The following is a 22,290-nucleotide window of genomic DNA, read 5'->3' as shown; positions in this document are numbered from 1 at the left end:
ACACGTGTCAGGCCGGGGTCAACGGCCGTGACAGCGGTTTCTGTCACGGATTCCCGTGCGACGACGCCCCCTCCCCCTGACGGGGCCGGTCAGGCGAGGGCGGGCGCGTCCAGCGTCAACGTCCCGGCGTCCGCGTCCAGTTCGCCCGCCACCCCGAACGGCACGGTCAGCGCGCCGTCGCAGTGCCCGAACCCGAAGCCGTCGATCACCGGCACCCCGAGGCCGCCGAGCCGGTCGACGAAGAGCGCTCGCAGCTCCTCGCGCGGCCCGCACTCCTCCCAGGAGCCCAGCACGATCCCGGACACCCCGTCCAGCCAGCGGGCGCGCAGCAGCTGGGTGAGGATCCGGTCGAGACGGTAGGCCCCCTCGCCGATGTCCTCCAGGAGGAGCAGGCCGCCGCGTGCGGACCCGCGGGCCGCCGGGGTGCCGAGCTCGGCGGCGAGCACCGACAGACAGCCGCCGAACGTCACGCCCCGGGCCCGGCCGCCGGCCAGCGCCGCCGCGTGCGGGGACCCGGCGCGGATCACCCGGGTCTCCTCGGGCCGGAACAGCGTCGTCCGCAGATGTTCCTGCGCCCGGGCGTTCTTGAGGAAGCCGACGGTGGACGGCATGGGGCCGTGCAGGGTGGCGAGGCCCAGACGGGCGGCGAACGCCTCGTGCAGCGCGGTGGCGTCGCTGTAGCCGAGGAACACCTTGGGCCCCGCGGCTCGCAGCGCCGCCCAGTCGACGAGGTCCACCATGCGCTGGGCGCCGTATCCGCCGCGCGCGCAGAACACCGCGGCCACGTCCGGGTCGCACCAGGCGCGTTCCAGGTCGCGGGCGCGGTCGGCGTCCGTCCCCGCGAGATAGCCGAACTGGGGGTGCCTGTCCCGCACGTGGGGCGTGACGACCGGATCGAGGTCCCAGCCGCGCAGGATGTCGAGACCCGCTTCGAGGCAGTCGTCGGGGACGGGACCGCTCGGCGCGACGAGGGCGACCCGCGCGCCGGGCCGCAGGCGTGCGGGCCGTGCCAGTGGTATCACTTGGCGAGCTCCAGGGTGGGCACCGGCCCGGCGAGATCGAGGCGGAACACCTGCGCGTACAGCGAGAGTTCGGCCTCCAGCGCGCGGGCCATGGTGTCGGCGCGGCGGAACCCGTGCCCCTCCCCCTCGAAGGCGATGTAGGCGTGCGGAACGCCGCGCCCCTCGACCCTGGCGAGGAAGCGCTCCGACTGGGCGGGCGGGCAGACCACGTCGTCGAGGCCCTGCAGGAGCAGGAACGGCGCGGTGACCAGCTCGGCGTGCTCCACCGGGGAGCGTTCCGCGTACCGCCCGGGCACCTCGTCCAGCCGGCCGACGAGCGACTCCAGGTACCGCGATTCCAGGTCGTGGGTCTCTCCCGACGCGAACGCGGCGAGGTCGAGCACCGGGTAGACGATGGTCCCGCAGGCGTAGACGTCCGTGCTGGTCAGCGAGACGGCCGTGGTCCAGCCTCCGGCGCTGCCGCCGCGGATGGCGAGCCGGGCCCGGTCCGCGGTCCCCTCGTCGGCGAGGGCGAGGGCGACGGCCGCGCAGTCCTCGACGTCGCCGATGCCCCACTGCTCGCGCAGCCGGTTGCGGTAGTGGCGCCCGTACCCCGTGGAGCCGCCGTAGTTGACCTCGGCGACGCCGATGCCGCGCGAGGTGAAGTAGGCGATGGCCAGGTCGAGGACGAGCGGGGCGCGGCTGGTGGGGCCGCCGTGCGCCCACACCACGTACGGCGGGAGTTCGTCGTCGGGGGCCACGTGCCCGGGGTGGTGCGGCGGATAGATGTGGGCGTGGATCTCGCGACCCGCCGGGCCGGAGAAGGTGCGGATCTGCGGTTCCGGGTAGTACGTGGGGTCCACCGGGTCGTCGTGCGCGGCGCCGACGACGCGGGCGTGGCCGGTGCAGGTGTCCAGTTCCACCACCTCGTACGCGCTGCGCGGACTGGCCGCGACGCCGACCACGCGCGAGCCGTGCGCGGCGACGGTCGCCGACCACTCCGTCCAGGGGCCCGCCGCGTCGACGACCTCGCCCGTCTCGGGGTCGAGTATGCCGAGGGCGGTGGCGCCCTTGCCGTGCACGACGGCGACCAGTCCGCTGTCCAGCGGCGCGAACCAGTTCATGCCGGTCTGCCACAGGGGCCCGGCGAACTCCTCCTCGCGCGGACAGAGCGGGTGGACGGCTCCGGCGTCGTCCGGATGCGCGCGGTACAGGTTCCACCAGCCGGTGCGGTCGCTGGAGAACAACAGCCGCCCGTCCGGGCCCCATTCGACCTGCGCGATCGACTCGTCGGGGCCGCCCGCGACCGTGCGGGCCGCGCCGAAGGCACCGTCGTCGCCCACCTCGGCGAGGACCAGTTCCGTGCCGTCCCACGGCATCCGCGGGTGGTCCCAGGCGATCCACGCGGCACGGGTGCCGTCGGGCGACAGGCGCGCTCCGGTGAGGAACCGGTGGCTGTCGTCGGACAGTTCACGCACGGCCGCCCGGTCCTCGGCGGCCGAGCCGTCGAGCGGCACCGCGGCGATGACGCGCCGCACGTCGGTGGGCGCCTCCCCGGTGAACTCCTCCAGGACGCACCAGACCTCGCCCCGGTCGGCGTGGATCACCGGCTCCGCCCAGCGCAGGCCGCCGCCCACCGCGGAGAGCGGGGTGAGCGGGCGCGGCGCGGCGCCGGGGGTGTCGGGCTCGTACGCGTACAGCCGCTGGTCGGCGAAGTCGGCGAAGACGATGAGCGGGCCCCCGGACCGCTCGACGCCGGCCCACGGGCGGCCGCCGTACTCCACGACGCGGGTGCGCGCGTTCCACGGCGCGGGCAGCACCGTGTGCTCGGTGCCGTCGGGCAGCCGCCGCACCAGCGCGCGCCGGCCCGCCTCGGTGGGCCGCGGCTCGGTCCACCAGGTCTCGGCCCCGACGAAGCCGACGTGCCCGGGAGCGCCGTCGTGGGTGGCGGCGAGCTCGGCGTCGATCGGCGACGGCCATGATCCGTACGCCCGGGTCTGCATCATGGTCTTCTCTTCCCCCATTTTTCCTAGGCCGTACGCAGAAAGCGGTCGAGTACGCGGACGCCGAAGTGCAGCGCGTCGACGGGGACACATTCGTCGACTCCGTGGAACAGCGCCTGGTAGTCGAAGCCCTCCGGTGTCCGCAGCGGCGAGAAGCCGTAGCCGGTGATGCCCAGTCGCGAGAACTGCTTGGCGTCCGTGCCGCCGGACATGCAGTACGGCACGACGTGGCCCTCCGGCGCGAACTCCTCGACGGCCGCCCGCATCCGGGCATACGTCGGCGAGTCGACCGGCGCCTGCAGCGCCACCTCGCGGTGGTGGAACTCCCAGTCGACGTCCATCCCGGTGAGCCGGTCAAGCGTGCGGCGGAACTCTTCCTCGCCGCCCGGCAGAAAGCGGCCGTCGACGTACGCCACCGCTTCACCAGGAATCACATTCACCTTGTAACCCGACTGCAGCATCGTCGGGTTGGCGCTGTTGCGGACCGTCGGCGCGACCAGGTCGGCGGTCGGGCCGAGCTTCTCCAGGAAGGCGTCCACGTCGAAGCCGGGCGCCTCCGGGTCGCTCTCCAGGCCGTAGAGCGCGGCCAGTTCGACGAGGGAGGCGCGCACGGTCGGGGTGAGCCGGACCGGCCACCGGTGCTCGCCGATACGGGCGATGGCGCCGGCCAGTCTGCTCACCGCGTTGGCGTGGTTGACCTTGGAGCCGTGCCCCGTCTTGCCGCGCGCGGTGAGCTTGAGCCAGCCGGTGCCGCGCTCGCCCGCCGCGATCGGGTAGATCTGGTTGCCCCGGCCGTCGTGGAAGGTGAAGGCGCCCGACTCGCTGATGCCTTCCGTGCAGCCCTCGAAGAGGTCGGCGTGCCGGTCGGCGAGGAATCCGGAGCCGTCGGCGGCGCTGGCCTCCTCGTCGGCGGTGAAGGCGATCACCAGGTCGCGTCGGGGCCGCACTCCGGCGCGCGCCCAGTGGCGTACGACGGACAGGATCATCGCGTCCATGTTCTTCATGTCGATCGCGCCGCGGCCCCAGACGACGCCGTCGCGGACCTCGCCGGAGAACGGGTCGACGCTCCAGTCGGCGGCCTCGGCCGGCACCACGTCGAGGTGGCCGTGGACGAGCAGCGCGTCGGCGCCCGGGTCGGTGCCCTCGATGCGGGCGACGACGTTGGTGCGGCCGGGGGCGCGCTCCAGGAGCGTCGGCCGCAGGCCGGCGTCGGCGAGGCGTTCGGCGGCGTACTCGGCGGCGGGCCGCTCACGGCAGTCGCCGCCGCCGCGGTTGGTGGTGTCGATGCGGATGAGCTCGGAGGTGAAGGTGACGACCTCGTCGAGCGCCCGTGCGTCGACCTGGTCGCCGGGCTCCCGCTCCGGCCCCTGCTGGCTAGCCATACTGCTCCTCCACGGCGGCAGAGGCGATCGTGGTAACCGCCTTGAAGGTACGGATCCCCTCGTACATGGTCTCGCTGTCATAGGCGACCTTGCGCTCCCCCGTACGGCGCACGCCCGGTACGACGGTGGACGCCATGGACAGGTGCTCGGCGTCGAACTCGACCTCGACGGTGAACGGGCCGCCCACCACCGGCGTGTGGCGCACCGCGAGCGCCGCGGCGTCCTTCGCGGCGGCGCGGATGTCGGCGGCGGTACGGGCCGGGGTGCGGCAGACCGCCGCGTACCGCGAGACGTGGTCCTTGACGGCGACCTTGAGCGCGCCGGGCGCGTAGCCGAGGGCGTCCTCGCAGGCGAGGTCGTCGCCGGTGACGAGGACCACGGGGACGCCGTACTCGGCGACGACGTGCGCGTTGAGCAGGCCCTCGCTGGCCCGTACGCCGTTGATCCACACGCCGGTGATCTGGTTGGCGAGGTAGGTGTGGGCGAGGACGCCCTCCATGCCGGCGCCCGCGTGGTAGCCGACGAACGCGATGCCGTCCACGTCGTCGTGCTGCACGCCCTCGACCATGGAGAGCGACTTGTGCCGTCCGGTGAGCATCTCGGCCCGCTCGTCCAGTTGCTCCAGGAGCAGATTGCGCATGGTCCAGTGCGCCTCGTTGATGAGCACCTCGTCGGCGCCGCCGTCGAAGAAGCCGCGCACGGCGGCGTCGACGTCCGAGGTGAACATGGCCCGGCACCGCTCCCACTGCGGGGTCCCGGGCAGCACGTCGGCCGGCCAGGTCACTCCGGTCGCGCCCTCCATGTCGGCGCTGATGAGGATCTTCATGCCGCGCCACGTTACGCGCCGGGCACCGTCGCCGGTCAAGGGCGACCGGCGCCCCGGCCGCGTCGAAGCGGAATGATCAGATCGTGCGCAGCGCCGGGTCGCTGGTGCCGGGTTCGCCGGTCTCCACGTGCCCGGCGAGCCGGCGCAGATAGCCGCTGTCGGTGTCGGAGCGGATGCTCAGGTCGTACCAGCGTTTGCTGTGGCCGAGCTCGACCCAGCGGGTCCGCCGGGCGCCGGCCGGGACGGTGATCCGGGTGCTCCTGCCGCCGTAGGCGTTGGTGACGGTGAGGTGGCAGGCGGCCTTCGTCCGGTTGGTGAGGGTGAGCCGGAGGCGGCCGGACTCCCGGTCGTGGTGGCCGGTGATCTCCGGTCCCGGGGTGGCGGCGGTGCCCTCGAAGGTCCGCAGGTAGCCGCCCGGGCCGTGCACGGTCAGCCGGTAGGCGCCGTCGGACGGGACGGTGCTCCAGGTGTCGGAGATCTTCTTGCCGGCCTCCGCGGTGTAGGTCCAGGGGCCGTCGGTGCGGTTGCCGGAGGTGACGAGGAAGCAGGCGCCGGCCTTGTCGCCGGGGCGGAAGGTGAGCGTGACGTTCCCGTCGTCGGGCTCGACGGCGGCCGTGACGAGCGGGGTGTAGGGCAGCGGCCTGGTGGGCCGGGCGCCCTTCTCCTGCCGGGGCAGGGCGGGACTTGCGGGCGGCGAGTGCTGGTAACTCTCGTGCCGCTTCGTGTCCGGCGGCCGGTAGCCCTTCGTGCTGGGCAGCGGCGCGTGTCCGGTGTGCCGGAGGCCGAAGTCGAAGGCGGAGGTGAGGTCGCCGCAGATGGCGCGGCGCCAGGGCGAGATGTGCGGCTCGTGGACGCCGAAGCGACGCTCCATGAACCGGATGATCGAGGTGTGGTCGAAGAGCTCGGAGCAGACGAAGCCGCCGGTCGACCACGGGGAGACGACGAGGGCGGGGACGCGCATGCCGAGCCCGTAGGGGCCGGCGCTGTAGTCGCTGTCGCCGGGGAAGAGGTCGAGCCGGGTGTCGACGGTGGAGTCTCCCCAGGAGGAGTCGGCCGGCGGGTAGGGCGGCGGGACGTGGTCGAAGTAGCCGTCGTTCTCGTCGTAGGTGACGAACAGCGCGGTCCTGCTCCACACCTCGGGGTCCGAGGTGAGGGCGTCGAGGACCTGCGATATGTACCAGGCGCCGTAGTTGGCGGGCCAGTTGGGGTGTTCGCAGTAGGCCTCGGGGGCGGCGATCCAGGAGACCTTGGGCAGGGTGCCGGCCTTGACGTCGGCCCGGAGGTCGTCGAGGAGGCGGCCGCGCTTCTTGATGTTCGTGCCCTTGCGGGCCTTCTCGTACAGCGGATCGCCGGGCTCGGACTGCCGGAACCTGTTGAAGAACATCAGTGAGTTGTCGGCGTAGTTGCCCCGGTAGGCGTCCTCCAGGGCGCCCCAGAGTCCGTCCTCGGTGAGGCCGTCACCGATGTCCTGGTAGATCTTCCACGAGACCCCGGCCTTCTCCAGGCGCTCGGGGTAGGTGGTCCAGTCGTAGCCGGCCTCTTCGTTGCCGAGGACGGGGCCGCCGCCCTTGCCGTCGTTGCCCGCGTGGCCGGTGTAGAGGTAGTAGCGGTTGGGGTCGGTGGCTCCCATGAACGAGCAGTGGTAGGAGTCGCAGACCGTGAAGGCGTCCGCCAGGGCGTAGTGGAACGGTATGTCGTCCCTGGTCAGATGGGCCATGGTGCCGGGGCTCTTGGCGCCGATCCAGTCGTCGTACTTGCCCTTGTTCCACGCCTGGTGACCGGTCTCCCAGTCGTGGTCGAGGCCGGCGATGAACTGCATGCCCAGGTCGTCGGCGGTCGGGTGGTACGGCAGGACCTCCTCGCCGTCGCCGGACTGGTGCCAGACGGACTTGCCGCTCTCCAGCACCAGCGGACGGGGGTCACCGAAGCCCCGTACGCCGTTGAGGGTGCCGAAGTAGTGGTCGAAGGAGCGGTTCTCCTGCATGAGCACCACGATGTGCTCGACGTCCTCGATCGATCCGGAGCGGCGTGCGGCGGGGATGCCGGCGGCGCGCATGACGCTGGCGGACAGGGCCGCGACGGCGGCGGTGCCGCCCGCCGCCTGGAAGAGACGGCGGCGGTTGATCTCAGGCATGGAGCTGTACCTCTGCGACGTGTGTGTGGGGGGGAGCTGTGCGGGGCGGGAGGTGGTGAGGGGGCGAGGGGGCGAGGGGGCGAGGGGGCGGTCACCGTAGACCGGCGCTCCCGCGAGCCGTCAAATGGTGCGGAGGAACGGTGAAGGACCGGAGGTGTTTCGCCTGCGGAGGGAACGCGCCCCGCCGTCGGGGACTCGGCTCAGCCGCCGGGTCCGACCACCAGTGCCTCGGCCTCGATCCGGCCGCCGTGCCGGAAGGTCAGCACGAACGGCACCGTCTGCCCCACCCGCAGGGGCCCACGCGTGCGCACCATGATGTCCAGGCCGCGCGGCGACATGATGAGCCCCTCGCCTGCCGGGACCGCGGCGGACCGCACCGCGCGCATGGTGGCGGCGCCCCGGCCCGCGGGCACGGTGCGGCTGAGCATCACGTCGTCGAGGACCGGCGAGTCCACCGACGTCAGCCGGTCGTCGGAGCCGCCGGAGTTGACGATCGGGAAGAACGCGACGGTCTCCTCGGTGTTGCCGGACGGCACGAAGACGGACCCGCGGGCCACGCTCACGCGGGCCGGGCTGCCCGCCGCCCCGGAGCCGGTCCACGCCGTGAGCCCGCCCAGCGCCAGGGCGCACACGGCGACGGGCGCGAGCGCGGCGAGCAGTCCGTCGCGCAGCCCGCGGCGGGTCGGCCGCCAGGGGTGTGCCGTACGCGTCGTGCCCCTCATCGCGCTCCTCCTCGCCCGGCGCCGCTCGCCGGTCGCCTCCGCGCGGGACCGCGCGGAGGCGTCCAGGTGCGCAGCCGCAGGCTGTTGCCGACCACCAGCAGGGAGCTCGCCGACATGGCCGCCGCGGCGACCATCGGGTTCAGCAGGCCCACCGCGGCGAGCGGCACGGTGACGGCGTTGTAGCCGAAGGCCCACAGGAGGTTGGAGCGGATCGTGGCCAGGGTGCGCCGGGCGAGCCGGACCGCGTCCGCGACGGCCTCGATGTCGCCGCGGACCAGCGTCACGTCGGCGGCCCCGATGGCCACGTCGGTGCCGCCGCCCATGGCGATGCCCAGGTCGGCGCCGGCCAGCGCCGCGGCGTCGTTCACGCCGTCGCCGATGACCGCGACCCGGTGGCCCCGGGCTCGCAACTCGCCGACCAGCGAGGCCTTGCCCTCGGGTGTGCAGCGGGCGTGCACCTCGTCGATGCCCAGTCCTGCGGCGACGGCGCGGGCGGTCGGTTCGCGGTCGCCGGTGGCGAGGACGGGGCGCACGCCGAGGCGCCGCAGCCGGTCCACCGCGCGGTAGCTGCCGGGCCGCACCGGGTCGCCGACCGCGAGGAGCGCCTGGGGCACGCCGTTCACCAGGAGCAGGACCGGGGTGTGCGCGGCGTTCTCCGCCTCGGCCAGCGCGCGGGCCAGCGGGCCGGTCAACGCGTCGCCGGGCGCCCGGACTTCGACGTCGTGGCCGTCGACCTCGCCCCGCACGCCCCGCCCCGCCGTCGCGGTGAAGCCGCGCACCGCGGGCAGCTCGCCCCCGGGCAGCGCGTCCTTGGGCAGCGCCTTCTTCGCGTACGTGGTGATCGCGCGGCCCAGCGGGTGTTCCGAGCCCTGCTCGACGGCACCGGCGAGCCGCAGCGCGGCCTCCCCGCCGATCCCGTCGGGCGCGGCGGTGACCGCGGCGACGCTCATGTGCCCGGAGGTGAGGGTGCCGGTCTTGTCCAGGACGACGGTGTCGATGTGGCGCAGCGTCTCCAGCGCCCGCGGGCCGCCGACCAGGACGCCGAGCCGGGCGCCGCGGCCGGTGGCGGCCATCAGGGCGGTGGGCGTGGCGAGGCCCAGGGCGCAGGGGCAGGCGACGACGAGGACGGCCACGCAGGCGGTGACCGCCGCCTGCGGGTCGGCGCCCGCCCCGAGCCAGAAGCCGAGCACCGTCGCGGCGAGGGCGAGGACGGCGGGCACGAACACGCCCGCCACCGCGTCCGCGAGCCGCTGCGCCCGCGCCTTGCCCGCCTGCGCGTCGGCCACCAGGCGGGTGATGCGGGCGAGCCGGGTCCGGTCGCCGACGGCGGTGGCCCGGACGAGGAGGAGTCCGCCCGCGTTGACGGCCCCGCCCGTCACCTCGGAGCCGGGCCCGATCTCGGCGGGCTCGCTCTCCCCGGTGACCAGCGACAGATCGACGGCGGAGCTGCCCTCGACGACGACGCCGTCGGTGGCGACGCGCTCGCCGGGGCGTACGACGAAGGTCTGACCGGCCCGCAACTGCCCGATGGGGAGCAGTCGTTCGGTGCCGCCCTCGCGTACGGCGACGTCCTTGACGGTGAGCCCGGCGAGGGAGCGCAGGGCCGCTCCGGTGCCGTGCCGGGCCCGCGCCTCCAGGAGCCGGCCGGTGAGGACGAACAGCGGTACGCCGACGGCCGCTTCGAGGTAGACGTGCGCGACGCCGTCACCGGCGGTGGGCAGGAGGCTGAACGGCATCGTCATGCCGGGCACGCCGGCGCCGCCGAGGAAGAGCGCGTACGCCGACCAGCCGAAGGACGCCGCGACACCCAGCGAGACCAGGGTGTCCATGGTCGCGGCCGCGTGCCGGAGGCCGCGCAGCGCGCGCACGTGGAACGGCCGGGCGCTCCACGTGGCGACCGGCGCGGCGAGTGCGAAGCACAGCCACTGCCAGTTGCGGAACTGCCACGCGGGCACCATGGAGAGGACGAGCACGGGCAGCGCGAGCAGGGCGGTGACCAGCAGCCGCCGGCGTTCGAGGGCGTCCTGCGGCGACGCGTCCCCGCCCGGCCCGGACCCGGACGCGGGTTCCGGTTCCCCGCCCGGCCTTGGTCCAGGTTCTCCGCCCCACTCTGGTTCCGGCTCAGGGGGTGCCGGCAGTTCCGCCGTGTACCCGGCCTGCCGGACGGCGGTGACGAGGGCCTCGGGCAGGACGTCGGGCGGATGGCTCACCCGGGCGAGTCCGGTCGCGAGATTGACCGTGGCGCTCACGCCGTCCAGCCTGCCGAGCCGCTTCTCGACCCGCTTCACACAGGCCGCGCAGGTCATCCCGCCGACGGCCACATCGGTGCTCACCACGGCGTCCGCCGCTCCGGCGCCCATCAGTGCCCGCCCCCGTGCATGTCCCCCATGCCCCCGTTCCCGTCCCCGTCCCCGTTCCCGTCTCCGCCGCCCCCGTTCCCGCCGGTCGTCGTCGCGGGCCCGTGCATGCCGGGCGCGACCGGCCCTGCGGCCCTGCCCACGGCGTACGACACAGCGAAGACCAGCACCAGCAGCACGAGGAAGCCGCAGAGCGCGGGGGGCGGCACATAACTCGGTCGTCGCTGCTCGGCCATCACCGCTCCCGGAACGCACGGAGACACGGACCGGCCGGCCCGCGCCGCATCAGGAGTCGGACGCGAGCGGCCCCGGGTTCCCGCGCACTCCGGAGTGGCCAGATCCTTGCGCCCCCTGGCCATCTGGCCACTCGTTGCGCACGGGACGGGCGACGCACGATCGGGGAATGAGGATTCTTTGGGTATTCACACATCCGGAACGCCGCTCGCTGGCCGGCTCCCTGATGGCCGAGGGGCTGGACGCGCTCGACGCGCTCGGGCACGAGCACCGCACCTCCGATCTGTACGGCATGGGCTGGAAGGCGGTGGTGGACGCCGACGACTTCGGGGGCGCGTCGGGCGAGCGGCTCTTCGTCGGCCCCGAGCAGGAGCGCGCGTATCAGAAAAGGGAGTTGAGCGAGGACATCCGCCGGGAGCAGGAGAAGATCGCCTGGGCGGACGTGCTCGTCTTCCAGTTCCCGCTCTGGTGGTTCGGGCCGCCCGCGATCCTCAAGGGCTGGTTCGACCGCGTCCTGGTCCAGGGCTTCGGCTTCGGCATCAAGGGCCCGGACGGCCGGACCCTGCGGTACGGGGACGGCGGGCTGGCCGGGAAGCGCGCCCTGATCGTCACGTCGGTCGGTGCCCGCCCGTCCGGCTTCGGGCCGCGCGGCATCCATGGCCAGTTGGAGCAGGTGCTGTTCCCGCTGCTGCACGGCACGTTCTGGTACACCGGCATGGCCGCGCTCCCGCCGTTCGCGGTGTACGGCGCCGACCGGCTCACGGACGCGGGGTTCGAGCGGAGCGCCGCGGAGCTGCGCGAACGGCTGCGCACCCTGTCCACGACCGAACCGCTGCCCTTCCACCACGAGAACGGCGGAGCCTACGACGCGGACCTGGTACTGCGCCCCGAACTCGCTCCGGGCCGAACGGGGTTGGGGGTGCATGCCGAGCCCGGCGCCGATGGGTTCCGCCCGGCCCGCGCGGCTGCGTCCAGCGCCGCCCGGACGGACGCCGTCAGCGCACCGAACCGATCCTGATCCCGACCACGGCGCCCTCACCCCGCAGGGCCGGCGCGCCCGGGCCTTCGTGCCGTACGCAGTCCAGCCGGCCGAGCGCGGTCCGTCCTCCGCCCGGCTCGACGAGGGCGATCCCCTCGGTGGCGGCCACCACCAGGAGGATGTCGTCGGCGGCGCACGCCATCTCCCCTCCCGGCTCCGCTCCCGGCGCGACGGGCAGGGAGACGATCCGTACGTCCGCGGTCGCCCGGCCCCTGCAGGTCATCACGTTCACGTTGCGCACCGGGCCCGCCACCAGCCGGCAGTCCGTCGTGGCGTCGCCCGGGAAGGCGAACGGGTCGAGCGGCCCGACCTTCCGCGCCGCCCCGTCCACGGCGAGGACCATGCCCGCGCCCTCGGCCACGGTGATCACGCGGTCGACCCCGGGGAAGGTGGAGAAGGCGCCTTCGGCGGCCACGTCCGCGATGCTGACCCGCCAGTCGAAGCCGTCCGTGGGCTCTCCGGAGGCCGGCCCGGGGTCCGGGGGCGTCCCCCGCAGCACGCCCGAGGCGACCTCCCGTGTCGTACCGCCGCCGTTCTTCCACGGCACGCCGCGGAGCCCGTCCCAGCGCAGCACGTCCACACCCATGCGGTGCCGCCTCCCTCTTCCTTGCGTGGCCGGTGCGTCCTTGCCCCATACGGCCCCGTGTCCCGTCGCCCTCAGCGTACGAGGCGACGGGACGGGTCGGACGGGGGCCGTGGTCAGTGCTCCACGTACGACTCCCGGCGCATCGGCTCCGACGCGGCGGCGGGCACGGCCGCGGGGCCGCCCTCGCTGAGGCCGAACCGCCGGTGGAAGCGGCGCAGGAAGCCGGGCGCGTACCAGGCCGAGCGGCCGAGCAGCCGCATCGCGGCGGGGACGAGGATGCCGCGGACGGCGATCGCGTCGATGAGGATGGCCAGGCCGCTGCCGAGGCCGAACAGCTGCATGAAGCTGATCTCGGCCGTTCCGAAGGCGAAGAAGCTCACCGCGATGAGGACGGCCGCGGCGCTGACGATGCGTCCGGTGTGGCCGAGGCCGTTGGCCACGGCGGAGTCGTTGTCCTCGCCCTGTTCGTGGAGTTCCTTGATGCGGCTGGTGACGAACACCTCGTAGTCCATGGAGAGGCCGAAGGCGACGCAGAACATCAGCACGGTCATCGACGTCTCCATGGGCTGCGGCGTGAAGCCCAGCAGGCCGGAGAGGTGGCCGTCCTGGAAGATCCAGGTCATGACGCCGATGGTGGCGCCGAGGCTGATGGCGTTGAGGACCAGCGCGCGCAGCGGCTGCACGACGCTGCCGGTGAAGAGGAACAGCAGCAGGAACGTGGTGACGGCGATCAGGCCGACGGCGAGCGGGAGCCGGCCGCCGATGGAGTCGCCCGAGTCGACCAGTTCGGCGTCGCCGCCGCCCACCAGCGGACGGGTCCCGGCGGGCGGTTCGGCCGCCCTGACCTCCGCGACCAGGTCCTTGGCCGCGTCCGACCTGGGCGTCAGGGTGCTCACCACGTTCAGCTGCTGTGCGGCGGGGTGGGCGAGAGTCTCGTTGGCGGGTCCGGCCGGCTCCGTCCGGCCGTCGGTGTGGACGCCGGCGCCGGTCTCGACGCGGACGACGCCGGGGAGTTCGGAGAGCCGGGCCGCGTAGGCCGCGAGCGGGGCCCGGGCCACCGGCTCGTCAATGGCGACGTGCAGGGCGGCCGCGTCGTTGCCGTGGAAGTCCTCCCGCAGCGTCACCGCGACCTGGCGGCTCTCGGCGTCCTCGGGCAGCACGCGCTCGTCGGCGGAGCCGAAGGTGATGCCGAGGAGCGGCCCCGCCGCGAGGAGCAGCACCGCGAGCACGGGCAGCGCGGTCAGCGCGGGTCTGCGCATGACGGTCCGGGCGAGCCGCCCCCAGACGGACGGCCCGGACGGGGCGCGGCCCGACTTCGCCCACGGCATCCGGCCGCTGTTGACCCGGTGCCCCAGGACGGTGAGCAGGGCCGGCATCACGAACAGGGTGGCGAGGGCCGCGATGACGACGACGCCGACCCCGGAGTAGCCGAAGGAGCGCAGGAAGTACTGCGGGAAGACCATGAGCGCGGCGAGGGCGGCCGCCACGGTCGCCGCGGAGAACGCCACCGTGCGGCCCGCCGTGCTCATCGTGGTGCGGACGGCGTTCTCGACGCTCGCCCCCGCGGCGAGCTGTTCACGGAACCGGCTGATCATCAACAGGGCGTAGTCGACGCCGAGTCCGAGGCCGAGGGCGGTGGTCAGGTTGATGGCGAAGATGGAGACGTCGGTGAAGCTGCCGACGACGTAGAGCTCGGCGAAGACCCCGGCGATGGCGATGAGCGCGATGGCCAGGGGCAGCAGCGCGGAGACCACGGTGCCGAAGACGACGAGGAGCAGCAGGAGGATCAGGGGCACGGCGATGGTCTCGGCGAGGACGAGGTCCTTCTCGGTCTGCGGCCCCATCTCGTGGCTGACGCCCGCGCTGCCGCCCGCCTTGACCGTGAGCGCGCCCCGGTACGGCCCCGCGTAGTGGTCGATGACGTCCTTGGCGTTGTCCTGCTGCTCCGCGTCGTGACCCTTCACGCGGGCGAGGACGAGGGCTTCGCGGCCGTCCTTGGAGCGCAGGTCGGGGCTCTTCGTGTCCCAGTACGAGACCACGTTCGTCAGGCCCTTCTCCTCCTTGAGGTCGGCCACCAGGGCCCGGCCGCCGTCGCGGGCCGCCGGGGCGTCGACGCGGCCCTCGGCGGCGCGGACCAGCAGCACGAGGTTCGTCTCCCCGCCGAACTTCTCGTCGATGACGTTCCTGGCCCGGGAGGACTGGGAGGCCGGGTCGTCGAAGCCGCCGCCCAGGAGCTTCCCGAACGCGCCGGCACCCAGGGCGCCCATGAGGACCACGACGACCGCGGCGACCACAAGTACCAGCCGGGACCGCCGAATTGCCAGCTCAGCCATTCGTTCGAACACGCGCTTGCTCCTTGGGAGTTGAGGTGAGGGGACTGCGGTGAAGGGGCAAGGGATGCGGCCGCGCTCCGTGTCGCCGCCACTGAAGTTAGCGGGGTACAACTTGATTTGGCAGTGTTAGATTTTCTTCACGGGTTCATCGATTTCCCCGCCGGTGGCGGACCGACGGCCGTACCGTCGCCTCATGTCCACCGACCGAGCCCCGTCCGCCGGCCAGACCCCGCCCACCGGCCAGGCCCCGCCGTCCCGGCCGTCCCTGCGCGAGCGGCGCCGCGCCGTCGCCGCCCAGGAGATCGTGGGCGCCGCCGAGTCGCACATCGTCGAGCACGGCCCGCACGCGCTGTCCCTGCGCGCCGTGGCCCGCGACCTCGGCATGACCGTGCAGGCGCTCTACCACTACTTCCCGAGCCGCGACGACCTCGTGACCGCGCTGGTCACCAAGGCGTACGACGACCTGGCGGACGCCGTGCAGGCCGCCACCGCCGCCGCGCCGGACGACCCGGAGGTGCCGGGCATGGTCGTCGCGGCCGAGGGCTACCGCCGCTGGGCCATCGACCATCCCGAACGGTTCCAACTCCTGTACGGGGCACCGCTGCGGCACTACCACGCGCCCGTCGACGGCCCCACCACGGAGGCGAACCGCCGGATGAGCGCGGTCTTCGAGCGGGAGCTGTTCCGCGGCTTCACCCGGGACCAGCTGGCCGCGGCGGACGTGCGTTCGCTCTCGCCGGAGTTCCTGGAGCGCCTGGAGCGGATGGCGCCGGCGGGCGGCGAGACCCTGCCCGCCGCCGCGACCGCCTTGATGCTGAGCGTGTGGGGGTACGTGCACGGCATGGTCGTCCTGGAGGTGTTCGGGCACACCGGGTTCCTCGGCGCCCATCAGGCGGAGCTCTACCGCATGGCGATGCGCAACCTGCTCGCCGACACCCACCGGCGCATCCCCGCGGGGAAGGCCTGAACACCCCCGCACCGGGGCACGGCGCTCTCGCCGTCCGGCCCGCGGGCGAGGAAGGTGGACGGGTACGCGTCCACCGCCCCTCTCGCCGAAGGACAGGACACGCATGCCGGACCACCTTCCCCCCGTCGGCGTCGAGGAGGAGTACTTCCTCGTCGACGCCGCTCAGCGCACCGTCGCCGCCGCGGCCTCCCGGGTCCTGCCGCGCCTGAAGCCCGTGGTCGGCGACCTGGTGACGGGCGAGGCCTCCCAGTACCAGGTGGAGGGCAAGACACCGCCCTGCACGACGCTCGGCGAGGTCGAACAGGCGCTGCGGCGGGTGCGGGCGGCCGTCGCTTCCGCGGCGGCCGACGAGGGCCTGCGCCCGGTCGCCTCCGCCACGCCGCTGCTCGGCATGCGGGCCCCGGTCCCGCTCAACACCGACCCGCACTACCGCGCGCAGGTCGACACCTTCCGGTCCCTGTACGACACGTTCGCCTTCTGCGCCCTGCACGTGCACGTGCAGGTCCCCGACCGGGACCACGCCGTCCTGGTCGGCAACCATCTGCGGCCGTGGCTGCCCACGCTGGTGGCGCTGTCGGCGAACTCGCCCTTCTGGGCGGAGCGCGACAGCGGCTACTGCAGCTGGCGGACGCTGGGTGCCACGCGCTGGCCCGTCGCCGGACCGCCGCCGTACTTCTCCTCGGCCGCCCACTACGACGCACTCGCCGCCTCCCTCCAAGTGGCCGGCGCGACCCACGGCGAACGCTCGCTGTACTGGGACGTGCGCCCCTGCGCGCACCTGCCCACCGTGGAGATCAGGGCGATGGACGTCACCACGGGTGTGGCGGAGGCGGCGGTACTCGCCGTGCTGGTACGGGCGTTGGTGGTGCGGGCCCTGGAGCGGGTGCGCCGGGGCGACCCGGGCCCGGCCGTGGACGACGCCCTGCTGCGCGCCGCGTACTGGCGCTGCGCGCGCGACGGCCTGACCGGGCACAGCCTCGACCCGCGGACGAGCCGGCTCGTCCCCACCCGGCACCAGGTCCGCCGGCTCTTCGGGTACGTCCGGCCCGTCCTCGCGCCGGAGGCCGAACTCCCCTACGTCCTGGCGGTGTTGCGGCAGTGGCTCGCGCACGGCGGCGGCGCCGAGCGGCAGCGTTCCGTCCACGCGCGCACCGGCGGCCTGCACGGTGTCGTCGACGATCTGGCCGACCGCACCGCCGCACGCCCGGACACGGGGGCGGCGTCTCCCGCGCTCGGGGTGCGGGGCGGGGCGGAGTGAGGCGCTCGCCGCTCACCCCGCCGAGCCGAAGCCCAGCGTCCGGTAGACCGCGACCCGGCCCGCGGCACCAGGCCCGCCGTCCGCCCGGCCGGTGAGTTCCGCGCACGCCTGCGCCGCCGCCGTGACCCGGCGTGTGTACGAGGGATCCGTCGCGTCGATCAGCACCCCCAGCGTCGTACCGCTGTGCCCGACCGCGACACCGAGCCCCCCGACCGCACGGCAGATCTCCCGCATGGGCTCCAACAGCCCCTTGTACCGCAGGCGTTGGTTCATCAGGGCGCTGCGTGTGGCGATCCGGCCGACCTCGGCGAGGTCCTGGCGGCGCACGGCGCGGGTCAGCCGGCCGAGCAGGTCGGCGTAGGCGCGCCGGTCGGCCGGTGTGAACGGCTTGGGGATGCGGTTGAAGTCCACGGTGTCCACCGAGCCGCCCTCGTCGACGCCGACGACCGCCATGGCGGGCAGCGAACCGAGGACGGCGCGCAGCCGGACGCTGCGGTGGTGGAAGGCGACGATCGCCGGATACAGCACGCCGTCGGTGGGTTCGATGCGGGAGAGCAGCCGTTCGATCCGGGCCGGCGGCATGGCGACGCCGACGGCCCGGCCGACCGCTCGCGCGGTGGCGACGAGGTCGGCGGACGAGCTGGCGAGGCCCTTGCCCTCGGGGATCACGCTGCTGACGGTGAGGAGTCCGCCCGCACCCACGGCCCCCGCACCGGAGCAACTCCCGCCCCGCGACGCCGAGTCGACGATCATGCGGGCCAGCCGGAGCGCCTTCGTCTTGCGGGCCGGTCGGACCGCGAGCTCCCCGGACGCGGACCCCGGCCGGAACGTGGCCATCGTCCACCGCGCGACGGGCAGCGTCACGAGGAAGTCGCCGTCCTCCTCGGGCAGCACCCCCTGGAGCAGCTCGCCGAACGTGCCGAAGGCGGTCCCCACCCCCACCCTCGGCGGCGCTCCCTCTCGCGGCGGGCGAGACCGGGCGGCTCCGGCCTCCTGGATCAGCTTCACGCGACTCCCCTCGATATGGCGGTGCGCACGGGCGCGGCACCGCGTGGCCGGCAGTGCGCCGAGACTACCCGCTCTTGACAATCATTTTCATCTAATGTGATGCTCTCGGCGTTCCCGGGAGCCGCCGACCGTCCGCGTCGCCCCCGGCGACCCTCCCTGCCCACACGTCCCTACGGGGGAGCTCACCCATGCACGCACACATCGCCGAAGCGGTGAAGAAACCGGACCTGATATCCCTGGCCCCGGATCTCACCTGTCTCCGGTTCGAGAGCATGAAGATCTACTCCGCTCTCGGTGCCGTCCGGCACCTGCTCGACTCCGGCGCCGTCCGGCCGGGCGACACCCTCGTCGACAGTTCGAGCGGCATCTACGCGCAGGCCCTCGCGCTCGCCTGCCACCGCCACGGCATGAAGTGCCACATCGTGGGCTCCACCACGGTGGACCGAGCGACGCGGGTACAGCTGGAGATCCTCGGCGCCACGCTGGAGCAGGTCGCGCCCTCCCAAGACCTGCGCCTGGACCAGGAGTCGCGCGTCCGGCGCATCGCCGAGATCCTCGCGGACCACCCCTCGTACCACTGGATGCGGCAGTACCACGACGACATCCACTACTACGGCTACCGCGATGTCGCCGACGAGCTCGACCAGGAGCTGCCCGCCGGGCCGCTCGCGCTGGTCGGCGGGGTCGGTTCGGGCGCGTCGACCGGGGCCGTCGCCACGTATCTGCGCGCGGCGGGCCGGGACGTGTCGCTCGTCGGGGTGCAGCCGTTCGGCAGCGTCACCTTCGGCGCGGCACACGTGGCGGACCCGGACATGATCATCGCCGGGATCGGCAGCGCCATCGCGTTCCGCAATGTCCGGCACGAGCTGTACGACCGCGTGCACTGGGTGAACTTCGACAGCGCCCTCTGCGGAGCGGTCTCCCTGCTGCGCACCAGCGGCATCTTCGCCGGCCTCTCGGCGGGGGCCGCCCACCTGAGCGCGCTGTGGGAGCGGACCAGGGACACCTCGCGCCACTACGTCTTCATCGCCGCCGACACCGGCCACCGCTATGTGGAGAGCGCCTACGCACGCCACGAACAGGTCCCGGACATCGACGCGTTGAAGCCGCACGAGGTCACCTCGCTCGACGAACTGCGCCACCCCTGGTCCACGACGGCCTGGCCGCCCGTCGCCATGTCCTGAACACCGAGCCCGTTCCTTCCCGTTCCCGTCCCTTGGAAAGAACTCCCATGCCGCATCCCACGCCGCACACCGTCGCGGAGCTCACAGACGCCGTCCTGTCGGGCGCCCACGGTCCCGACCCCGCCGGCCTCACCGTCACCAGCGCGTTCTGGCTCTACAACACCACCCGCCTCGCCGACGGCGAGGTCACGTACCACAACCACTATCTGCTGCTCCGCGTCGGCGACGCCTTCGGGGCCTGCGCGTTCGAAGCGGGTGAACTGCCCCCGGAATTCTGCGAGAACGCCTCGGGACACTCCCTCGACACGCTCCTGCGCGACGAGTCCCCGATCGTGCGCACCGCCGCCCTCGACGCCTACCTCGCCCGGGTGCGCCCGCACCGCGAAGCCACCGAAGCCGAGCGCGTGATGTTGCCCGCCGGCACGCCCGAGGTACGCGCGGCGGCCCGGGACGCCGCCGTCGCCGGGCTGCTCGACATCGGACCCGGCGCCCGGGTCGCCCTGATCGGGGTGGTCAACCCGCTCGTCGCGGCGATACGGGAGCGGGGCGGCGTCTGCCTGCCCTGCGACCTGAACCTGCGCACGACCGCGTGGGGCGAGCCCGTCACCGACGACATGACGGAGGTCCTCGCCTCCGCCGACGTCGTGGTCGCCACCGGGATGACCCTCAGCAACGGCACGTTCGACCTGATCCTGCGGCACTGCGTCACCCACGGCGTGCCGCTGGTCGTCTACGCGCAGAGCGGCGGCGCCGTCGCCCGCGCCTTCCTCGGCGCGGGCGTCACCGGGCTGAACGCCGAGCCGTTCACCTTCTCCCAGTTCAGCGCCGACCCCACGCCGATGTACCGGTACCGGGCCGCCCTCGCGAACGGGGCGGCCGCGTGAGCGTCGACGCCACCGAGGACATCGGCGGCCCGTCGCCCGACGCCGCCGACGCGACCGTGCCGGGCGACCTGCGGATGGCCCGCGCGCTGTGGCCGGTGCTGCTGGCCTCGGCGGTCGGGCTGCTGCCGTTCACCGTGTTCAGCACGTATCTCGTGCCCATCGCCGACGAGGCGGGCAGTGGCGTCGCCGCCCTGGGCGGGCTGCGCGGCCTGGGCGGTCTCGCCGCGCTCCTGGTGGGCACCGCGCTCGCCCCGTTCATCGACCGGGTGCCCAGGGAGTGGGCGGCCGCGGGCGCGCTCACCGCGCTGGCCGCGGCGGCCGCGCTCGGCGCCGTCGGCGACTTCGCCCTGCTCGCCGTGTTCTGTCTGCTGGTCGGGGCCGGCACCTCGGTCCTCAATCCGGCGCTGACCGCCGCGGCCGCCGACCGGTTCGGCGCCGGCCGGGCGGCCGGACGCGCGGCGACCCTGGTCACCGCCGTGCAGTCGATGACCGCGATGCTCGCCGCGCCGGTCATCGCGCTGCCCGCGCTCTTCTGGGGCTGGCAGGGCGACCTGTGGGGCGTGACCGCGGTATCGCTGCTGCTCGCCGTCGTCTTCGTCGCCCGTCGCAGGCGAGCTCGGCCCGGACGGGAGGCGGGTGGCGGTCAACGCCTGGGCTACGTCGCCTCGTTCAGGGCGCTGGGCGCCGAAAGCGGTGTCGTGCCGCTCCTGGTGATCGCGCTCCTGCGCACCGCCGTGTTCATGGGGTACCTCGCGTATCTGGCGGCGTTCTACGAGGAGCGCTTCGCTCTGAGCGCCGGGCTGTTCACCTTCGTGTGGACGCTCAGCGGCGCCTCGTTCTTCGTCAGCAACCTCCTCACCGGGCGGCTCACCCACGCCGACCGGCCGCGCGTCGGCACCGAACGGCTGCTGGCCCTCGGCCTGGCGGCCGCGCTCGTCTCCGTCGTGGGCTTCTACTTCACGCACTGGCTGCCGCTCGCGCTCGCCCTGACCGCACTGCACGCGGCGAGCCACGCCGTCGTCGCCGCCTGCGTGGTCAGCCTCATCGTGCGGCGCTGCGGGCCGGGGCTGCGCGGGGCGGCGCTGAGCGTCAACGCCGCCGGCATGAGCCTCGGCGTCTTCGTCGGCGCCGCGCTCGGCGGCGCGGGGCTCGGACTCGCCGGGTATCCGGGCGTGGCCGCCGTGTTCGGCACGCTGGTCCTCCTCGCGGGCGGCGCCGCGGCGCTCGTCCTGCGGGCGGGACCGGTACGGACCGGGGCGGCGGGAACCTCATGACCGTGACCGTCGAGGCCCCCGGGCCGGCCGCGCCCCGCCCGGCGCTGCGGGAACGCCTCGCCTCCCCCCGAGCGCTCGCCCTCACCTGCGTCGCCCTCTTCCTGGTCCTGGCCGCCTCCGTCGTGGTGGCCATCGGGCTCGGCGCGGCGGTGGTGACGCCCGGGGACACGGCCCGCTATCTGTGGGCGGCGCTCACCGGCGGCCGGATCGGCGCCGAGGAGACGACGGCATACCAGATCGTCTGGCAGATCCGGACGCCGCGCGTGCTGCTCGCGGCGCTGGTGGGAGCCGGGCTCAGCGCGGTCGGCGTGGCCATCCAGGCGATGGTGCGCAACGCCCTCGCCGACCCGTTCGTCCTGGGCGTCTCCTCGGGGGCGTCGGTGGGCGCGGTCGGCGTGACGGTCACCGGCGGCCTCGCCGCCCTCGGCGTGTACGCGGTGTCGGCGGGCGCCTTCGCCGGCGCGCTGGTGGCGTCCTTCCTGGTGTACGCGGCCTCCAGCGACCGTGGCGCGCTCTCCCCGCTGCGCCTGGTCCTCACCGGCGTCGCGATGTCCCTCGGCTTCCAGGCCCTGATGAGCGTGATCATCTACTGCGCGCCGGACACCGAGGCGACCGGCATGGTCCTGTACTGGACGATGGGCGGCTTCGGGGCCGCCGGCTGGGGCGCGCTGCCCGTCGTCTCCGCCGTCGTACTGACCGGCCTCGTCCTGCTGCACCGGCGCGCCGGGGCGCTCGACGTGCTGGCGCTCGGGGACGAGACCGCGGCGAGCCTCGGCGTCGGCGCCGACCGGCACCGCAGGTCGCTGCTGGTCCTGGTCTCGCTGATCACCGGGGTGATGGTCGCGGTCAGCGGCGCCATCAGCTTCGTGGGACTCGTCATGCCGCATCTGGTGCGGATGGCCGTCGGGGCCGGGCACGCCCGGGTACTCGCCGTCGCGCCCCTGGCCGGCGCGGTGTTCATGGTCTGGGTCGACCTGCTGTCACGGACCCTGGTCGCGCCCCGGGAACTGCCGCTCGGCGTCATCACCGCGCTCGTCGGCGTCCCGGTGTTCATCGCCCTGATGCGCCGTAAGGGCCATGTCTTCGGAGGGCGTTGAG

Annotated in this window: 18 protein-coding genes; 7 read left to right on the top strand and 11 right to left on the bottom strand. The window is 73.9% G+C overall.

The genetic code is table 11. The annotated features are described in order from the left end of the window. Nucleotides 1-89: 89 nt before the first annotated feature. The 8 genes from ACZ6B8_RS10540 to ACZ6B8_RS10505 form a co-directional block, all read right to left on the bottom strand. On the bottom strand, nt 90-1,022 hold the full coding sequence (locus ACZ6B8_RS10540; protein ID WP_471606951.1) for a S66 peptidase family protein: 933 nt from the start codon (nt 1,020-1,022) through the stop codon (nt 90-92). Beyond that, on the bottom strand, nt 1,019-3,004 hold the full coding sequence (locus ACZ6B8_RS10535) for a S9 family peptidase (RefSeq protein ID WP_471607189.1): 1,986 nt from the start codon (nt 3,002-3,004) through the stop codon (nt 1,019-1,021). Before ACZ6B8_RS10535 ends, ACZ6B8_RS10540 begins: the two co-directional genes overlap by 4 nt. Nucleotides 3,005-3,030: 26 nt before the next feature. Then, nucleotides 3,031-4,386, bottom strand: a complete 1,356-nt coding sequence (locus tag ACZ6B8_RS10530; RefSeq protein ID WP_471073244.1) for a M20/M25/M40 family metallo-hydrolase — start codon at nt 4,384-4,386, stop codon at nt 3,031-3,033. Continuing rightward, on the bottom strand, nt 4,379-5,212 hold the full coding sequence (locus ACZ6B8_RS10525; RefSeq protein ID WP_471606950.1) for a M55 family metallopeptidase: 834 nt from the start codon (nt 5,210-5,212) through the stop codon (nt 4,379-4,381). The genes ACZ6B8_RS10530 and ACZ6B8_RS10525 overlap by 8 nt, the downstream gene beginning before the upstream one ends. A gap of 76 nt (nt 5,213-5,288) precedes the next feature. Further along, nucleotides 5,289-7,346: a phosphocholine-specific phospholipase C gene (locus ACZ6B8_RS10520; RefSeq protein WP_471606949.1), complete on the bottom strand. Its 2,058-nt coding sequence runs from the start codon at nt 7,344-7,346 to the stop codon at nt 5,289-5,291. Between the two features lie 200 nt (nt 7,347-7,546). After that, nucleotides 7,547-8,068 carry a copper chaperone PCu(A)C gene (locus ACZ6B8_RS10515; RefSeq protein ID WP_471606948.1) on the bottom strand — a complete coding sequence of 174 codons (522 nt, stop codon included), beginning with the start codon at nt 8,066-8,068 and terminating at the stop codon, nt 7,547-7,549. Continuing rightward, complete coding sequence (locus ACZ6B8_RS10510; protein WP_471606947.1) at nt 8,065-10,428, bottom strand: heavy metal translocating P-type ATPase; 2,364 nt, start codon at nt 10,426-10,428, stop codon at nt 8,065-8,067. The genes ACZ6B8_RS10515 and ACZ6B8_RS10510 overlap by 4 nt, the downstream gene beginning before the upstream one ends. Continuing rightward, complete coding sequence (locus ACZ6B8_RS10505) at nt 10,428-10,661, bottom strand: hypothetical protein (protein WP_471606946.1); 234 nt, start codon at nt 10,659-10,661, stop codon at nt 10,428-10,430. The genes ACZ6B8_RS10510 and ACZ6B8_RS10505 overlap by 1 nt, the downstream gene beginning before the upstream one ends. A gap of 167 nt (nt 10,662-10,828) precedes the next feature. On the opposite strand from ACZ6B8_RS10505, the gene ACZ6B8_RS10500 reads away from it, so the two are divergent. Beyond that, entirely contained in the window at nt 10,829-11,677 is an 849-nt protein-coding gene (locus ACZ6B8_RS10500; RefSeq protein WP_471606945.1) for an NAD(P)H-dependent oxidoreductase, read from the top strand. Here ACZ6B8_RS10500 and ACZ6B8_RS10495 read toward each other — a convergent pair. Beyond that, nucleotides 11,655-12,284, bottom strand: coding sequence for a HutD/Ves family protein (locus ACZ6B8_RS10495; RefSeq protein ID WP_471606944.1), 630 nt, complete (start codon nt 12,282-12,284; stop codon nt 11,655-11,657). The genes ACZ6B8_RS10500 and ACZ6B8_RS10495 overlap by 23 nt on opposite strands. Nucleotides 12,285-12,397: 113 nt before the next feature. Then, a complete protein-coding gene (locus ACZ6B8_RS10490) occupies nt 12,398-14,629 on the bottom strand; it encodes an MMPL family transporter (RefSeq protein WP_471606943.1) in 2,232 nt (743 codons plus the stop codon). A gap of 181 nt (nt 14,630-14,810) precedes the next feature. Here ACZ6B8_RS10490 and ACZ6B8_RS10485 point away from each other — a divergent pair, with 181 nt between their 5' ends. Both ACZ6B8_RS10485 and ACZ6B8_RS10480 read left to right on the top strand, forming a co-directional pair. After that, nucleotides 14,811-15,584 (top strand): TetR/AcrR family transcriptional regulator, encoded by a 774-nt coding sequence (locus ACZ6B8_RS10485; protein ID WP_471073270.1) that lies wholly within the window; start codon nt 14,811-14,813, stop codon nt 15,582-15,584. 103 nt (nt 15,585-15,687) lie between these two features. Next, entirely contained in the window at nt 15,688-16,842 is a 1,155-nt protein-coding gene (locus ACZ6B8_RS10480; RefSeq protein WP_471073273.1) for a carboxylate-amine ligase, read from the top strand. Between the two features lie 12 nt (nt 16,843-16,854). Here ACZ6B8_RS10480 and ACZ6B8_RS10475 read toward each other — a convergent pair whose 3' ends face one another. Next, nucleotides 16,855-17,778: a GHMP family kinase ATP-binding protein gene (locus ACZ6B8_RS10475; RefSeq protein ID WP_471607188.1), complete on the bottom strand. Its 924-nt coding sequence runs from the start codon at nt 17,776-17,778 to the stop codon at nt 16,855-16,857. A 260-nt stretch (nt 17,779-18,038) separates the two neighbouring features. Here ACZ6B8_RS10475 and ACZ6B8_RS10470 point away from each other — a divergent pair, with 260 nt between their 5' ends. From ACZ6B8_RS10470 to ACZ6B8_RS10455, 4 genes are read left to right on the top strand one after another with little or no spacing between them, the layout of a single operon-like run. Further along, nucleotides 18,039-19,034 carry a pyridoxal-phosphate dependent enzyme gene (locus ACZ6B8_RS10470; protein WP_471606942.1) on the top strand — a complete coding sequence of 332 codons (996 nt, stop codon included), beginning with the start codon at nt 18,039-18,041 and terminating at the stop codon, nt 19,032-19,034. 47 nt (nt 19,035-19,081) lie between these two features. Beyond that, the gene (locus tag ACZ6B8_RS10465) at nt 19,082-19,918 is read left to right on the top strand and encodes a Rossmann-like domain-containing protein (RefSeq protein ID WP_471073279.1); all 837 of its coding nucleotides are present in this window, start codon (nt 19,082-19,084) and stop codon (nt 19,916-19,918) included. After that, nucleotides 19,915-21,192 carry an MFS transporter gene (locus ACZ6B8_RS10460; RefSeq protein ID WP_471606941.1) on the top strand — a complete coding sequence of 426 codons (1,278 nt, stop codon included), beginning with the start codon at nt 19,915-19,917 and terminating at the stop codon, nt 21,190-21,192. Before ACZ6B8_RS10465 ends, ACZ6B8_RS10460 begins: the two co-directional genes overlap by 4 nt. Further along, on the top strand, nt 21,189-22,289 hold the full coding sequence (locus tag ACZ6B8_RS10455) for a FecCD family ABC transporter permease (protein WP_471606940.1): 1,101 nt from the start codon (nt 21,189-21,191) through the stop codon (nt 22,287-22,289). The genes ACZ6B8_RS10460 and ACZ6B8_RS10455 overlap by 4 nt, the downstream gene beginning before the upstream one ends. Nucleotide 22,290: the final 1 nt, after the last annotated feature.

The sequence above is a fragment of the Streptomyces sp. NPDC041122 genome (assembly GCF_055592445.1).
Note: the sequence above shows the minus strand (reverse complement) of the source record. Positions and strands in the feature narration are given on the sequence as shown.